This is a genomic window from Mucilaginibacter sp. P1_A3, from assembly GCF_056406855.1.
Window position 1 is genome coordinate 80,955 of record NZ_JBFTZJ010000006.1, and the last position, 17,763, is coordinate 98,717.

The 17,763-nt window shown below is 41.0% G+C and carries 10 protein-coding genes; 9 read left to right on the plus strand and 1 reads right to left on the minus strand.

The window, feature by feature from the left end; translation table 11 throughout:
- The first annotated feature begins 48 nt into the window (after nt 1–48).
- From AC1D0K_RS13695 to AC1D0K_RS13735, 9 genes are all read left to right on the plus strand, one after another.
- Nucleotides 49–1,071: a hypothetical protein gene (locus tag AC1D0K_RS13695; protein ID WP_477392913.1), complete on the plus strand. Its 1,023-nt coding sequence runs from the start codon at nt 49–51 to the stop codon at nt 1,069–1,071.
- Nucleotides 1,072–1,477: 406 nt separating this feature from the next.
- Nucleotides 1,478–4,048: a BamA/TamA family outer membrane protein gene (locus AC1D0K_RS13700; RefSeq protein ID WP_477392915.1), complete on the plus strand. Its 2,571-nt coding sequence runs from the start codon at nt 1,478–1,480 to the stop codon at nt 4,046–4,048.
- Between the two features lie 472 nt (nt 4,049–4,520).
- Entirely contained in the window at nt 4,521–5,120 is a 600-nt protein-coding gene (locus AC1D0K_RS13705; RefSeq protein ID WP_477392917.1) for an RNA polymerase sigma factor, read from the plus strand.
- A gap of 70 nt (nt 5,121–5,190) precedes the next feature.
- Nucleotides 5,191–6,387, plus strand: coding sequence for a FecR family protein (locus AC1D0K_RS13710; RefSeq protein WP_477441991.1), 1,197 nt, complete (start codon nt 5,191–5,193; stop codon nt 6,385–6,387).
- Nucleotides 6,388–6,562: 175 nt separating this feature from the next.
- Nucleotides 6,563–9,901, plus strand: a complete 3,339-nt coding sequence (locus AC1D0K_RS13715) for a TonB-dependent receptor (protein ID WP_477392921.1) — start codon at nt 6,563–6,565, stop codon at nt 9,899–9,901.
- A gap of 21 nt (nt 9,902–9,922) precedes the next feature.
- Nucleotides 9,923–11,515: a RagB/SusD family nutrient uptake outer membrane protein gene (locus AC1D0K_RS13720; RefSeq protein WP_295719236.1), complete on the plus strand. Its 1,593-nt coding sequence runs from the start codon at nt 9,923–9,925 to the stop codon at nt 11,513–11,515.
- 83 nt (nt 11,516–11,598) lie between these two features.
- The gene (locus tag AC1D0K_RS13725) at nt 11,599–13,125 is read left to right on the plus strand and encodes a glycoside hydrolase family 28 protein (protein ID WP_477441995.1); all 1,527 of its coding nucleotides are present in this window, start codon (nt 11,599–11,601) and stop codon (nt 13,123–13,125) included.
- Between the two features lie 52 nt (nt 13,126–13,177).
- A complete protein-coding gene (locus tag AC1D0K_RS13730) occupies nt 13,178–15,388 on the plus strand; it encodes an alpha-N-acetylglucosaminidase (RefSeq protein WP_477398608.1) in 2,211 nt (736 codons plus the stop codon).
- A gap of 7 nt (nt 15,389–15,395) precedes the next feature.
- Nucleotides 15,396–16,571 carry an acyltransferase family protein gene (locus AC1D0K_RS13735; protein WP_477398610.1) on the plus strand — a complete coding sequence of 392 codons (1,176 nt, stop codon included), beginning with the start codon at nt 15,396–15,398 and terminating at the stop codon, nt 16,569–16,571.
- Nucleotides 16,572–16,589: 18 nt separating this feature from the next.
- Here AC1D0K_RS13735 and AC1D0K_RS13740 read toward each other — a convergent pair whose 3' ends face one another.
- Complete coding sequence (locus AC1D0K_RS13740) at nt 16,590–17,627, minus strand: LLM class flavin-dependent oxidoreductase (RefSeq protein ID WP_477398612.1); 1,038 nt, start codon at nt 17,625–17,627, stop codon at nt 16,590–16,592.
- Nucleotides 17,628–17,763: the final 136 nt, after the last annotated feature.

The window sequence follows — 17,763 nt, forward strand, 5'->3', positions numbered from 1 at the left end:
AAAAAATGTCTTTATAGTAGGTTTACTTTATTAAAAAGTATCTGTTTTATGCATCTATCCCGAAAAATACAAAAGGCAATAGTTGAACACCCGCAAGTTTTAGCAGTATTAAAGATAAAAGGCAAGCAAAATGATTGGGAAAACTTTACACGAACCCAGTTTAACCTGGTTGCACGCGTAATAAATAAACAAATAAGCAAAGAAGTGCAGGCCAACCCCGACCTGGTTGAAATGGGGCTGATCATAGGCCGCCAACAGCTCAGCAATCAACTGGAAGCATTGCGCTGCCAAAATATTTATGATTTTATAAAGTACCTGGGCAATATGGGCGAATACCGGGTTTATAACTGGGTAAGCGGTAAAACCCTGCAAAGCTATTGGAACGGTGGCGAGGCAAAATATATTAAGGTAAACACCTTGCTTGTATTTTTGCAGGTGCCCTTTAATAATTGGGATGCCTGGCAAAAAGAAACCGGTAAAAGTACCAGCCCATACCGCCATAACCTGGCAAAGGCGCCGGTAGTAGGAGTGGGCTTAAGCAAATCATCCATATTGGTTATTAAAAGCTATTTTTTGGGTAATTACTTTTTGTATTACCAAAAAACCGATGGAAGTAAAAATGTAATTAAAACGCCCTTTGTTTTAAAAGAAAACGAAAGTGGGCAGGTAGTTGTAAAATCGGTTTCGGAAGGGCATAGGTATAGTGGCAAAGTTGTGGGCATACGGGATGGTTGCCTGTACATCAATTGCCAGAACCTTGATTTTGAAGAAATGGAGCAGTATATATTTAACCTGGGCCTGGAAACAAAACCCGAAGTATTGTTTGGTGTAAGTAATACTGTAAGTGTAAAAAACAGGCAAGCCGTAGCGCTCAAAAATATCCTCGTTAAGCAAAAAAACAATCATCCGGATTTTGAAAACATTCAGGAAACGGAAATTCCCTTTAACAAGCAATACCAAACGGATAGCGAGGAAGCTATAATTGTTAACTACCTAAAGCAATCAACTAATAACATTATTACCACATTTACCTGCTGCAACCTTAATGATGTTGCTGGGTTAGTTGTTTAAAAGCAAAAAACCATACAATTTATTGATATTGAAATGAAGGCTTAGGGAATAATTTATAGGTTGATTTATAATAGATTTATATCGAATTTTGACTTCATATTATTGAATTTGAATTTAATGATATATTATGATTGATCAGGTAAGAAATTTGATCATGGCCGAGACTTTATTAGTATGATCTATCATTATTAAATCACATAAAATTGATTTTAATGATGATAGTTCAAAAAAACGCCCAGTAATTTGTATTTAACGTTAGTTTATGCAATAAAACCGTCTGATAGATATTTTTAATCAGAAAAAGTACTTTCAAAAAGCCTTTAGGGGCTACTATGGCAATACTTGCATTGGTATTTGGTGAAATTGTCAAGCTTTTATTTAACTTGTCTCTTAATTCCCTATTAGCATGAATAATAAATTACTCATATTTTTTTCCTTCTTGGCAATTAATGCATCCTTTGTAAAAGGACAGGAAAATGCATCTGTAAAAAAAAATGCAGATAGTGCAATTGTAAAAGTGCATCCATCCTATAATAAGGTCACCGGCATTCATCGTTGGCTGTTTGGTGAAAATTATAGGAGAGAATGGGCGGAACCGGTAAAACTACCGGTGATTAGATTATCTCAAATTCATGGGGGCCTTATTCCAATTCGCGAGGGTGGGGGAATGCAATCCAAATCGCTGCGACTAAAGGATAAAAACGGTCATGAATGGGTGTTGCGTACGGTTGAGAAAACACCTGAGAAATTATTGCCAGATAACCTGCAGGGCACATTTGCAGTTGATTGGGTTGATGATGCCATGAGCGGGCAGCACCCTTTTTCCGCGTTAATAGTGCCCCCGCTCGCTGAAGCGGCCGGGGTGCCCCATGCTAATCCCATTATAGGCCTGGTAGTGGCCGATGATGCACTGGGCGAATACAGTAAAATATTTACAGGCGTAGTATGCTTGCTGGAGGAACGGGAACCCATTGGTCCATCAGACAATACGATTAAGATGACACGTGAAGTGGTTAAAAGTTATGATAACCGCATTGATGGAGAGAAGTTTTTGCGTGCCCGTATGCTGGATTTACTGATAGGGGACTGGGACAGGCATGAAGACCAGTGGCGATGGGCTACTACCAAAAACGGAAAAGAAAAACTTTATGTAGGTGTACCCCGCGACCGCGACCAGGTATTCCATCTATCCGAAGGTTTATTTCCTTCTATTGCTGCCTTGCCGTGGATAGATCCTCTGCTTGATCATTTTGATGGCAAAATTCCCCATGTAAAGTATTCTCTATTTAAAACCCGTTTTATAAAAGCGTTTCCGGATGCACAGTTCAGTCATGCAGACTGGATGAGGATTGCCAATGAATTTGTAAAAGCCGAAACGGACGCGGTGTTGGAGGAAGCACTTAAACGGTTGCCGATTGAAACTTACCGCATTCGTCACAATGTATTGTTTAGCAAACTAAAGCAGCGCAGGGATAATATTCCTGCCGCGATGGATGAATACTTTAAGTTTGTTAACCGTATTGTTGATGTTCGTACAACCGATAAGGATGAACTGGTGACTATTACAGATGGCGATAACAACGGCATGAGGGTTGCCATCAATAAAATAAATAAAAACGGACAGGTTAAGGATACGGTAATGGATATGACCTACCATCCGGATGTTACTAAAGAATTGAGGTTATATGTATCTGGTGGTGATGATAAAATAGTAATCAATACCAGCAATACACTCATCAATCTGAGGGTGATTGATAGCGCCGGTACAAAATTGATTGATGTAAAGCAGGCCAATCGTAAAGTAAAAGTTTACGGGCCAACGGATAACATAAAATTTACCGGTGATGTTGGACGATTGAGCAAGCATTTATCTAATGATACCGCAAATAACAGATTTGTGCCAGCCAGCACGTACAATATCTGGATGCCTTTGGCTACAGCCGGGTTAAATAAAGATGATGGCTTCCTGTTAGGTTTGGGGTTTAAATATACGGGTGTGGATGGTTTCAGAAAGCTGCCTTACTCCACGGTACAGCAATTGATGATCACACATTCTTTTGCTACCGATGCATTCAGGATAAAATATAATGGCGAATGGATTCAGGCTTTTGGAAAAGCTGATTTTACCTTGCAGGCATTTGCACAGGCACCGGATAATACTGTAAACTTTTTTGGCCGCGGTAACGAAACTGTACTGGATAAAACCGGTAATTATCGCCGGTTTTACCGTACCCGGTATGATATATACCAGGTTGATCCCGCCTTGCGTTGGCGATTAGCCCGTGGAACTTCAATAAGTGTAGGTCCGTCGTTTCAATTCTATCGCCTTGACCTGGCCGACAATGCGGGGCGTTTTATCACCCAGTCATCCAAGGTTAATGCTTATGATAGTTTAACTATAAATAAAGACAAAGCGCATTTGGGCGCACAGATAAATTTGGAGAGCAACCACCGGGATAATGGTATTTTACCCAAAAAAGGTTATTACTTGTTTGTAAATCTGCAGGGATATACGGGCCTTAATAATTATTCGAAATCATTTGTACAAATAAGGCCGGAGTTTACCTATTATCAAAAAATAAATTCAACAGGTTCTATTGTGTTGTCAGATCGTGTTGGCGGTGGTGTAAGTTTTGGTAAACCGGGATTTTATCAATCCATGTTCCTGGGCGGGCAGGGTAACCTGTTGGGCTATTTGCAAAACCGCTTCGCGGGGCAGCATATGGTATTTAACAATCTGCAGGCCAGGGTAAAGATAGCTGATATTGCCAGTTATATAATACCCGGCCAATTAGGGCTGATCGGCTTTTATGATACCGGCCGCGTTTGGGTTAATGGCGAGCATTCTGATAAATGGCACTCAGGAACAGGTGGCGGATTGTACTTTGCGCCAGCCTCATTAACCGTAGTGCAGTTGATGGCCGGCCACTCTGATGAAGGATGGTATCCTTATATTTCATTTAATTTTAGGTTGTGATCTAACAGCCTTGTCTGGCTATTTAGCAGCGAAGTAAATAACAAAGAAGCCTTAGGTTCAAATTGGACTTAAGGCTTCTTTGTTTTGCGTAGAGGGCTCGATGCAATAGCGACAGATCCCAATTAAACAGTATTTGTTAATTTTTTACTTGCGGGTTTGGTTTGTTGTCAGTAACAACGTTTGCGGCTTTTGCATCTGCTTTGGGAGGATCTGCTGGTTTTACTTCTTTTAGGGCTATATTGTTTTTCAAATGTTAAAAAATGAGAAGATCCTCCAGATCTTCTTGCCCCAATTTATCATCCGATCATTCCAATCATTTCAGCCGTTTTAAGTTTTTTTTAGCTTTTTACTAAAATCAAAATTTCAGCATTTATTGAGGAGATTAAATTAATTATTAACTATTTTGCAGCACCAATTATAAATCTACAATAACATTTATTTTACATAAATTTAACGGTTTAATTAAGTAACAATGGCTATCAAACCCATTCCTAATGAAAGTGAACTTATAAAACAAGTGATTTCAGGAAGTGAGCGGGCTTTTTCCAAACTTTTTGATGGCTATTATAAATCACTTGGTGATTATGTTTACAGATTAACGGAGTCTTTGGAAATAACCGAGGAAATTGTTCAGGACGTATTTATAAAAATATGGACAAAAAAAGAAAACTTAAGCGGAATAGAAAGCTTCAGTAATTACCTCTTTATAATCAGCCGCAATCAGACCTATAATTTTCTACGCAAAAAAGCGAACGAAAAAGTACGCCAATTGGAGTGGGAAAAAGATTTTGAAGAAAATTCTATTCTGAATGATGATGATAAATCCGGGGAATTCTACCGGGCATTGTTGGAAAAGGCCATAGAAAAGCTTCCGCCTCAACAAAAAAAAGTTTATTTATTAAGTAGGAATGAGCGCCTAAAGTATGAAGAAATAGCGCGGGAATTGAATATTTCGCCAGAAACGGTCAAGAAACATATGAAATCGGCTATTAAGTTTCTGAAAAGTAATGTTAATGTAGAAAATGACGGGGTTTTGGTCGTGATCTTGCTCGCCCAGTTGATTTTTAAATAAAAATAATATTTTTTGTAGGTCAACTACCCCTTTTTTTCTTTTTAAGTGTCTTTAGGTGTATATGTCCCAAATGAAGCCTGAAAGACTAAATTATTTATTCCAAAATTATTTCGACAAGACTGCTACAGAAAAGGAGCGTGATGAACTAATGCAAATCATCAATGATCCGTCGCAGGAGGAAATGATTAAAAGTTTGATGGAAGACGTGTTTATGTCAAACACATCCACCAATACGGAAAATGATGTATTTGCCCAGGGCCAAAAAGAAAAAATGCTGGATGCTGTTTTCGCAGTTCAACCTGGCAAACCTGAAAGTGGGGGTGCTACAGTAAAAAGCATAGCGAGAATTTCATGGGTAAAGTATGCAGCTGCAGCAATTTTGCTTTTATCCGTTGGGTTGTATTTTTTTAAATCTAAACAAACTAACTTCGATACGTCCCAGGCGAAAATCTCGAACGATATCAAACCTGGAGGAAACAATGCTGTTTTAACCCTATCCAATGGCACCAGGATTATGTTAAATGATGCCAAAAACGGTAAGCTGGCAGTTCAGGGTAGTGCATCTGTTGTAAAGCTTGCCAATGGAGAGCTTAAATACAATCAAAATGGAGCTACTGAGGGGGCACCTGTTTATAATACCATGTCGACCCCGCGGGGAGGGCAGTATAAATTACAATTGCCCGATGGTACCTTAGTAATGCTTAACTCCGAATCATCAATTACTTTTCCCATAGCTTTTAAGGGTAAAGTAAGAAATGTTTCCCTTACAGGCGAAGCGTATTTCGAGGTGGCTAAAAACAAAAAAATGCCATTCCATGTAAGCTTCGGAGATCAGCAGGTTGAGGTGTTGGGAACCCACTTCAATATAAGTGCATACAAAGATCAGTCAGTTTATAAAACCACCCTTCTTGAAGGTTCTGTCAGAATTTCAAGAGGGAAAGAAAATCAATTACTGGCGCCGGGGCAACAGGCTATCTATAAATCAGATAGTCAAGCCTTTGCAGTTAACGAGGTTGATGTAGAGGATGTTATTGCATGGAAAAATGGCTTATTCCAGTTTGATAATACAGAGCTGGAACAGGTTATGCTACAACTATCCAGATGGTATAATGTTGAAGTAGAATACGATGGTCCTAAACCTGTTTTGAATTTTACAGGTGCGGTAAAAAGAGACAATAACCTGTCGAGGGTAATTAAAATACTGGAATCAACAGGCGGGGTAAAATTCACCATCGATGGAAACAAAATAATTGTTCACAAAAAATAAATTTTAATAGCCTAATCAGAAAATTATGGAGAGATAAATTACGAAACCAATTAATGTTAAGGTATCTGAATTAATACCTCCCCGGATTGCGGCCGGGAAGGCAAATGTGATCAGATTAACCTGTTAATAACCAGTTTACAGCACCAATTATAACTTAACCCAAACATTCAAATGTATGAAACAACTTCTGCATTCTAAAATTCCTGTGCCTTTTTGCCAGGACCGAAAACCAATTAGTCAATATGACAATTATTTAAAACAGGTACTTAGGATTATGAAAATAACGGGTATCCTTTTATTTGTATTAACGCTTCACATCAGTGCAAATACATTGGCGCAAAAGGTTAGCCTTTCCAATGATAAAGCTGGTTTAAAGTCGGTTTTAAAGCAATTAAAGAAACAAACAGGCTTTTTGTTTATGTACAACAGCCAGGTTTTCAAAAAAGCTAAACCGGTAACTATCCATGCCTCAAATATTGAGCTTGGCGAAGCCCTGAACCAGATTTTTAAATCGCAGCCCCTTACTTATGAGTTGGATGATAATACCATCATTATTAAGGAACTGAGCCCGGAGGGGACGGCTGATAACAACAGTAAAGCGGTTCCCCGCCGTATTACCGGAAAGGTTACGGATAAAGATGGGCTTGCTATACCGGGGGTTACCGTACAGGTAAAGGGTTCTGCAACAATTACCACTACAGCAACTGACGGTACGTTTGCTATAATGGCCGAAAAGGGAAACACTATACAATTTCGCTTTATTGGATTTGAAACAAAAGAGGTGTTGATTGAAGACCAAACGTCATTAACAATTACACTGACCGAAGAAAAAAGAGGACTGAATGAAGTAGTAGTTATAGGTTATGGCAGCAGCACCAAAAAAGAGCTGACCAGCGCCATTTCAACCGTTAAGGCCGAGCAATTTAACGCCGGGGTAGTATCAAGCCCAGCCGATTTGCTGGAAGGTAAAGTGGCCGGTTTAAATATTACCAGCGATGGTAACCCAAATAGCAAAGCCTCTGTTACGCTGCGTGGGCCATCATCAATAAGGACCGGCGAAGCTTCTGTACCATTTTATGTAATAGACGGCGTACCCGGAGCCGATTTTAATTTGATTGCTCCTTCGGATATTGCTTCAATAGATGTATTAAAAGATGCTTCTGCCGCTGCAATCTACGGAACCAGGGCTACCAATGGTGTGATTATAGTAACTACTAAAAAGGCTAAAGCGGGCCAGATGAGGATGACTTACAATGGTTACGGAGCATTTGAAAAAGTATCTAACCAGTTTGATGTGGCCAGCGCCGATCAGCTTAGGGCTTATGTAAAAGCTAACGGGCAAAGTTTTACACCGGCAAATGATAACGGTGGAAATACTGACTGGCAAAAGGCGGTTGAACGCAACGCCGGTTTTTCGCAAAACCACAACCTTTCTTTTGGCGGCGGTACCGATAAAACTACCTATAACGGAAGCTTAAATTACCTGGACAACCAGGGTATTGTTAAAACCAGTGATTTAAAACGTGTTACAGGCAGGCTTAATATCACCCAAAAAGCGTTGAATGATAAATTGAAATTGGATTTTTCCCTAAGCAATGCGGTTACGAACTCCAACCTGCTGGTTAATGATATTCCGTTGTCAAGTGCAAATGGCCAAAGTCCGGGATTATTTAAATCAATAGTTCAGTATTTACCTACGCGTACCATTTATAACGCTGACGGAACATTTTATAATGACCCTACTTTAAAATTAGGTTATAACCCGGTTGGCCTTATTACCAATGATACTTATAAACAAAAAATTAACCTGCTGTTAGGTAATGTACGCGGCGAACTGATATTACCTGCCGGTTTGCTTTACAATTTCAACTTAGCCTACCAGGAAACAAATACCAATAGCAATACTTATTACAATTCGGCATCTGAGCTTGCTCCAAGCCTTAATGGTAAAGCCATCCGCTCAACTTACCAGGATACAAAAAAGTTATTTGAAAATTATTTAACCTATGCTCATAACTGGAATGATAAGCACAGTTTTAAAGCGTTGTTTGGTTATTCAATAGACCAGACAACTAAAGGAAACGGTTTTCAGTCAACCAATCAAAATTTTATTTCTGATGCTACCGGCTATAGCAACCTGGCACTGGGTACACCGGCTTCCAACTACCGTGTTGATTATGGTGGTGTTAACGAAGAAACTTTACGCCTGATATCATTTTATTCGCGTCTTAATTACAGTTACGAAGGTAAATACCTTTTGCAGGCATCGGTACGTCGCGATGGATCAAACGCTTTTGGTACCAACAAACGTTGGGGGTATTTCCCTGCTGTATCTGCTGCATGGCGCGTGATAGACGAAGGTTTCATGAAATCGCAATCATTGTTTGATGATCTGAAACTGAGGGTAGGATACGGTAAAACTGGTAACTCATTAGGCTTCTCGCCATATACGCCTATAACGCTTTATGGCACCACGGGCAGTTTTTATTACAACGGTGCTTATATAGGTGCTATTGGTGTAACCCAAAACCCGAATCCGGATTTGAAGTGGGAAAGTACCGGCACACTAAATGGCGGTATTGATTTCTCTATATTAAAAGGACGTTTGGGCGGTTCGGTTGACATCTACAATAAAAAAACAACCGATATGATAACCAGCGTTCCGGTACCGCTTATCAATAACTTTGTAAATTACAAGGTTATGAACGTAGGTAGCATGAGCAATAAAGGTGTGGAGATAGCACTTAACGGTACGCCTATTAAATCAAAAGACTTTACGTGGAGCAGCTACGGTAATATTTCATTCAACAAAAATAAGATTACAGCCCTTGCCCCAAATCTATCTAAAATATACAGAGGCGACCCTGAGGGACCGGGTCAAAGCGGGATAAACGTATCCATCATTGAAGCCGGTTACCCGCTTGGCGAATTTTATACCCTAAAATATCTTGGCCGCCCCAATGGCGTATCAACATTTTTAGGTGCTAATGGCCAGCCAACTACAACACCTACAAGTGCCGATCAAACTTACGCAGGTAACGCGCAGCCAACCTATACCTTTGGTTTAGGTAACGATTTTACTTATAAAAACTTTAGCCTAAATTTCTTTTTCAGAGGTCAGGGTGGTAATAAAATCATGAACGCATCATTGGCCAGCTTTAATCAGCCAACCCAGGCTTCGGCACACGGCGTGCCTACCCTCACGTTAAGTGAGCCGGGCACCGATGTTAACGCCAACTTGTATTCAACCCGTTATTTGGAAAGCGGCGCGTTTATTAGGTTAAGTAACGCCACACTTGCATACAAAATAAATGTTTCGGGTAATTATGTACATGGCATCCGCTTGTATGTTACCGGTACCAACTTATTTATTATTACCAAATACAAAGGGGTTGATCCTGAATTGAATTTGAACATCGACAACCAGGCCAGCGGCCAGTTTATTGGAGTTGATAGTAATAATTTTTACCCAAAAACAAGGAGTTTCCTTGCCGGTATCCAAGTTGATTTATAATAACCATTAACCTAACAAGAGATGAACAATTTAAAAAGATATATAAAACCGGGCCTTGTTGCCTTGGTTATGGCGGCAATTTACCTTTCGGGTTGTACAAAATTAGATATAACTCCTAAATCGGCGCTTACTCCCTCTATTTTTCCAACTACTCCTGCGCAGTACGTAGCTGCTACAGGGCCTATTTATACCTCGTTTCGGGGGGCGCCGGGCAGGCAGTACTGGTTATTACAAAATTTAAGTACCGATGAAAATGTGCTGGTAGCGCGTGGAGGTAACTGGCTTGACGGGGGTACCTATTCAACCGTGAACCTGCATACAGTGACACCCGATAACGGTATGACAGAAACCTGCTGGCAGTGGGGTTACGGAACAATAAGTTTATGTAACCAGGTATTATCATTATTTGATGCTACACCTGCAAGCGACGCCAAAAAACAAACCCTTGCCGAAATTAAAACCATGAGAGCATTGTCTTATTTTTACCTGATGGACCTTTTCGGAAATGTGCCTATCAGCAAAAAGTTTGGCGATACCACCAACCTGGGCACCCAGCCAAGGGCAACTGTGTTTGCTTTTATCGAAAGCGAATTATTGGCACAAATTCCTGATCTGAGTGCTACTGCAGGGGTTACAACGTATGGCAGGCCAACCAAAGGTTTAGCGTACGCAATCCTTGCAAAAATGTATCTTAATGCACAATACTACATTGGCACGCCAAGATATCAGGACGCGGTTACCATGTGCGATAATATTATAAAAGGTGGCCAATATTCTTTAGACGCCGATTATTTGGGCATGTTTAAACCTAACAACGGTCCGCAGATTAAGGATTTTATATTTGCCGTACCTTATGATGGCGTTCAGGCTCAGGGACAATACTATGCCCGCTGGACAATTAACCCTAATTTGAAAAATAAGTATAAAATGCCTTATACTCCGGATGGTCCGGTTTATACCTACAAAGAGTATTATGCTTTGTTTAACGATGCAAATGACATTCGCAAAAAACAATACCTTGTTGGTAAACAATACAATAATGATGGTACGCCAATAAACATTACTACTACAAATATTGGCCTTGATGCAAGTTATAGCGGCCCTAACCCAAATGCAACTGTTGTACACCAACTGGAGTTTACGCCTGATATTGTTTGGAAAAATAACGCAACTTTTGATATTGGTAATGATGAGCTTGCCAACGAAGAAGGTTACAGGAACAACAAATTTTATCCAGACAGCTTAAATACAGATCGTAACCAGGGCAATGATGTGCCGATGTTCAGGTATGCCGATGTGTTGCTGGAGAAAGCCGAAGCCATTTTAAGAGGTGCAACTGCAACCAACGGCGATTCGCCATTATCATTGGTTAACCAGGTAAGGGCGCGTGCCAAGGCATCGCCATTGGCTGCTGTAACCTTGCAGGATATTTTAGATGAGCGCGGCCGGGAACTGGCTATGGAAATGTGGCGCCGTAATGATATGATACGCTTTGGACAGTTTGAGAAATCCTGGGGCATTAAAACAGATGCCAACCCCGCCAAGCGGATTTTCCCGATCCCAAGACCCGAAATGCAGTTAAACCCCAAGCTGACACAAAACCCTGGGTACTAACAGCCAATATTTTAATCCCCCAGTCTTGTAAAGATTGGGGGATTAATCTTATTATTAGCTTTGAAACTTCCATTATTTAAAAGATGAGATCAATACTATTTATTATTTTTTCGGTACTGCTGGTTAATTCGGCAGAGGCAAAAAGCGGCATTATCAATATTAAGAAGCTTGGTGCTGTAGCGGATGGTAAAACAGATAATGCGGTTTATATCCAAAAAGCGATTGATATGGCCGGTAAGGCCGGCGGGGGTACAGTATTGATACCAGCAGGTACTTTTATTACAGGAGTTATTCATTTAAAATCAAATGTTGAGCTGCGCTTAGCCGCGGGAGCGGTATTGCTGGCATCGGCAAAACGAGTAGTATACGGACCTGGCAAGGCTTCTCCATTAATTTGTGCCGAAGGACAGCAAAACGTATCAATTACCGGCAAAGGGATTATAGATGGCAATGGTGATGAATTATTAAAGGATATCTATAAAATGCTAAAAAATGGCACTTTAAAAGATTCGGAGTGGCAAACTTATAATGATTGGCACCAGATGCGCCCTCAGGAAGATAACCGGCCCAAGTTAATCTTTTTCGAAAAATGTAATAAGGTAACTATTAAGAACATCACTATTAAAAATGGATTGTGCTGGATACAGGATTACAGAAGCTGTACCAACATGGTTGTTGATAGCATCCGCGTTGTTAGTAACACGTTTTTAAATAATGATGGAATTGATCTTGTTGATTGTAAAAACGTAAAGCTTACCAATAGCTTTTTCAATGTTGCAGATGATGGGATTTGCCTTAAATCGTCAGATCCTCTTGGCGCCTGCGAAAATATATATATAGCCAACTGTAAAATTCGCTCAAGCGCAAGCGCTCTCAAAATGGGTACAGCATCGTTTGGCGGCTTTAAGAAGATAACCGTTCGTAACATCTATGTGTATGATACCTTCCGGTCCGCCATCGCCATTGAATCTGTAGATGGTGCTGTAATTGAGGATATTGATATACGTAATGTAACTGCAAAAAATACGGGGAATGCCATATTCATCCGCCTGGGTAAACGCAACAAGAAAAGCCCTCCGGGTAAAATTAGTAATGTATTTATAGCAAACGTGAAAGTTGAAGTACCTGCTGGAAAACCGGATGCAGGATATCATATGGAAGGGCCTGCCGAGTTGTTTCCTCACAATATATTTCCATCCTCTATTATGGGTTTGCCAGGTTATAATGTAACCAATGTAACCCTCGAAAATATTGATATCAGGTATAAAGGCATTGCAAAAAAGAGTATAGCTTATTTCAATGCAGATTCCCTGATCAAAGTACCCGAGAAAAGCGGCGATTACCCTGAGTTTTCGATGTTTGGAGAACTGCCTGCTTCTGCCTTTTATGTAAGGCATGCCGAAGGTATCACATTTAAAAATATGCGGATAAATCATGTCGGCGAAGATTTCAGGAGCCCATTTATTTTTGATGATGTAGATAAGCTAAATCTTAGTAAAATAAATGTGATCAACTCAAAGGTGGTTCCTGTGATTATTTTAAACAACGTAAAACACCCTTCACTAAACGACCGGTTTATGACCGAGGCTAAAAATACACTTATAAAATAACCTGGCTTAAGGTTATATAATGATGCATTGGCCCCAATAATCGCCTACCACCATGAAAAAAATATACAAGCTTAAATATTTACTTGTTGCGTTTATTTGCTGTATTTCAGCAAAAACAAAAGCACAGCTAAATGTTAATTCATCTTATGCGCTCATCAGCAGAGTTGTTCCTGCACATGCTAAAATGTTTGTGGTTGAGGCATTGGAAAACAATAACGCTAAAGATGCTTTTGAGGTTGAAGGAGCAAAAGGAAAAATAATTTTAAGGGGTAATAATGGCGTTGCCATAGCATCGGCATTATATTACTATTTGAACGAATACGGCCATTGCCAGGTAACCTGGAATGGTACAAATCTGAATTTACCTCAGCAACTCCCCATTCCTGATCATAAAACAAGAAGAAACAGCCCGTATGATTATCGCTACTATTTAAACTATTGCACCTACAGCTACAGCATGAGTTGGTGGGACTGGAAAAGATGGGAGAAAGAGATAGACTGGATGGCAATGCACGGTATCAATATGCCACTGGCTATTACCGGCCAGGAATATGTTTGGAACAAGGTTTATACAGACCTGGGCTTTAGCGGGGCCGATATGCAGAACTTTTTTAGCGGACCTGCTTACTTTGGCTGGTTTTATATGGGGAATATAGATAAATGGGGAGGCCCTTTACCGCAAAGTTGGATAAACGGCCATAAAGACCTGCAGTTAAAGATATTGAAAAGAGAGAGAGAATTGGGTATAAAACCGGTATTGCCCGCATTTACAGGGCATGTACCTGCCTCATTTAAAACAAGGTTTCCGCAGGCAAAGCTAAAAAAAACTAACTGGAAAAATGGATTTGAGGACACCTATATACTGGATGCTAAAGATCCCCTTTTTGCCGAAATTGGTAAGCGGTTTATTGAAGAACAAACCAGGATATATGGAACAGATCACCTTTACTCTGCAGATACGTTTAACGAAAACGAGCCGCCTTCCAATGATCCTGCGTTCCTGTCAGAATTAAGCGCGAGGGTTTATGATGGGATGAAAGGTGCCGATCCTAAGGCCGTTTGGGTTATGCAGGGCTGGTTGTTTTTTAGCGACAAGGAGTTTTGGCATGATGAACAGATAAAAGCTTTGCTGAGTGCTGTGCCCAATGAGCACATGATCATCCTGGATTTGAATACTGATTTTGAACCGATATGGAAGCGTACCAATGCTTTCTATGGCAAACCATGGATCTGGAATATGCTTCATAATTACGGTGGTAATATCAGCTTATTTGGCAGGATGGATGCCGTAGCAAAACAACCGGCTACAGCCTTGCATGATCCGCAATCCGGTAAAATGGTCGGGATAGGTTTAACAATGGAAGCAATTGAGCAAACGCCGGTTTTATACGAGTTAATGATGCAAAATACCTGGCAGGATGTACCCGTTAATCTTGACGAGTGGTTGCCCGGGTATATTTATAATCGTTATGGTGTGCAGAGCGCTGATGCGCTGGAGGCCTGGAAGGTATTGAGAGGAACGGTGTTTAATGGAAAGGATATTCGGGATGGTGCGGAATCAATCATTACCGGTCGGCCTACGCTTGATTCTGCTGCAGTTTGGACCCGCACAAAATTAAATTACCGCCGTGCAGATCTGCTTCCCGCCTGGGATAAATTGATTTCAGCCGCGCCGGTTTGCCAAAATAGCAGTGGTTTTAATTACGATCTGGTAGACCTGACACGCCAGGTATTGGCAAATTACGCCAGGCCCTTGCAGGTTAAATGGCTTAAAGCATACCAGGATAAAGACATCGGCGCATTTAATAAAGCGGCTGCTGATTATTTGGAGTTGATTACTGATATGGATAAACTATTAGCAACCCGAAAAGATTTTTTGTTAGGGCCATGGATAGCAGATGCCAGAAGCTGGGGTACAAACCCCGAAGAAAAAAAGCTTTATGAACGTAACGCCCGCAACCTGATCACGCTTTGGGGGGATAAAAATAGCCCATTGCATGAGTATTCCTGCCGGCAATGGAGTGGTTTACTGAATGATTTTTACAAAGTGAGGTGGCAGAAATTTTTTGAAGTGCTTAATAAATCAATAAGTACTAAAAAAGAACCTGATCTTAAAGCGTTTGATAAAGCGATAAGTGAATGGGAATGGAGCTGGGTTAATACAAGTAAAAGCTATCCTGTTCAGACTGCTGGGAATAGCGTAGTTACGGCGGAATTGCTGTATAAAAAGTATCGGAAAGCAATGGCCGAAGATTTAAAATAAGAATATCATGAACAGGAACGTTGAACCTGGTAAAATAGTTAATAAATTGAAGCCGGCCCGCTTAATGTCGCTTGATGCCTTACGGGGTTTTGATATGTTTTGGATCATGAGCGGCGAAAGAATTGTTCATGCCCTGGCAAAAGCAACCGGATGGCCGCTGTTTATATGGATGTCTGGCCAGTTGCACCATACGGTGTGGAATGGCATAACTTTTTATGACATGATTTTTCCCCTGTTTTTATTCATAGCGGGCATTTCTATGCCTTATTCTATGAAAAATAAAATCAACCAACATGGGGTCAATGATATCCTGCTTTTACCCTCCAAAGTAAAATGGGGGATTTATAAATCCATGTTTAGACGCACTATAATTCTGATTTTTTTGGGTATGGTGGTCAATGGTCTTTTAAAATTTAACGGATATGAAAATATTCGCTTTGCAAGCGTACTGGGCAGGATAGGTCTTGCCTGGTTTTTTGCCGGCTTGATCTATTTGAATTTTAATTTGAGGGGGCAGATTATTTGGTTCGGTGTTTTATTACTGGGTTATTGGGCGGCTATGACCCTCATTCCTGTTCCGGGGTATGGAGCAGGGGTATTAACAATGAACGGCAGCCTGGAGTCATATATAGATCGTTTATTACTACCCGGCAGGCTTCATGATAAAGTTCATGATCCTGAAGGAATTTTATCAACTATCCCCGCCATCGGAACGGCGCTAATGGGGATATTCACGGGGCAGTTTTTAGAACAAGAATCCACTGACTGGCCAATGTGGAAAAAGGGAGTGGCGCTTTTTTTTATGGGTTTGGCCTGTATCGCTTTGGGTTTATTGTGGCAAACAGTTTTCCCGATCAACAAGCGGCTTTGGACAAGCTCCTTTGTTTTATATGTAGGGGGATGGAGCCTTATTCTTCTTTCGGTATTTTATTTGGTGATTGATGTTGCAGGATATCGTAAATGGGCGTTTCCTTTTGTAATTATTGGCCTAAACTCCATACTCATTTACCTGGCATCAGAGGGGATGGTTGATTTTCAGCATACAGCGAACTATTTATTAGGCGGCCTGGTGAAAATGGCTCCTGAAAAATGGCGTGCGGTATGGTCGGCTTTGGCCATAACTTGCACGCAAATAGGTTTGTTATACTTTTTATATCGATCTAAATTATTTTTGAAAATTTAGATCGATATAATGGGTACATTATTCCTTCATTCCACTTTTAACTAAGGGAATCACTTTGGTCCCTATCAACTCAATAGCACTCATCAACTTTTCATGAGATAGCCCCGCGTTATCCATCTGGAATGTAAACCTCGAAATCCCACCCAGCGCCTCACTGTGCCGCAATATCTTTTCAGCAACCTGTTCCGGGCCACCAACTACCAAAACACCTTTGGGACTAATTAATCCGTCAAACTGCGGCCTCGTTACCGGCGGCCATCCACGTTGCCTGCCCAGTTTGGTCCAAAGTTCCGCGTAGCCTGGGTAATATTCAGCAATGGCTTGTTCCGTGCTGGTTCCTACATATCCCGGCGAGTGCAAACCCACTTTCAATTGTTCGGGTTTAAACCCGGCCCGCGCGCCGGCTTCCCTGTACAGATCTATCAACGGACGGAAACGATGGGTTTCGCCACCGATAATGGCCACCATTAATGGTAAACCCAGGGTCCCCGCCCTGGCAAAAGATGCAGGTGTGCCGCCAACCCCAAGCCATACGGGCAATTGCGGTTGTAGCGACCGCGGATAAACCGGCAGGTTATCAAGTGCCGGCCGAAACTTACCCGTCCAGGTCACAAACTCATTGTCGCGGATCTTTAATAGCAGGTCCAGCTTTTCTTTAAAAAGCGCGTCATAATCATCAAGGTCGAAACCAAAGAGGGGATAGGCTTCGATAGAAGAACCGCGGCCAACAACCAACTCTGCCCTGCCTTTAGAAATGAGATCCAGCGTTGCAAAACTTTGGTATACCCTTACCGGATCAGCCGCGCTTAAAACAGACACCGCGCTGGTTAATTTTATCCTGTTGGTTTTTGCGGCTGCTGCTGCGAGGATAACGGCGGTTGCCGAATCCAGAAACTCTTTTTTATGATGTTCGCCGATGCCAAAAACATCCAAGCCAACCTCGTCCGCAAATGTTATTCTTTGCAGCAATTGCTCCATAGCGTCAACGCTGCTCAACCTGTTGCTTTCGTTTGTGCCATACATTGCGGAAGCAAAACTGTCTATTCCTATTTCCATTATTTTAGTATTTAATTGGCATTGCCTTTTTATCGTATTTCAACCTTGCAGCCTTACCTATATCCTAAAGTAAGTTAATAGTGCTAAGTAACAAAAACAATAATAAAATGGACAAGGCCTTAGTAGCAGGAGCGAC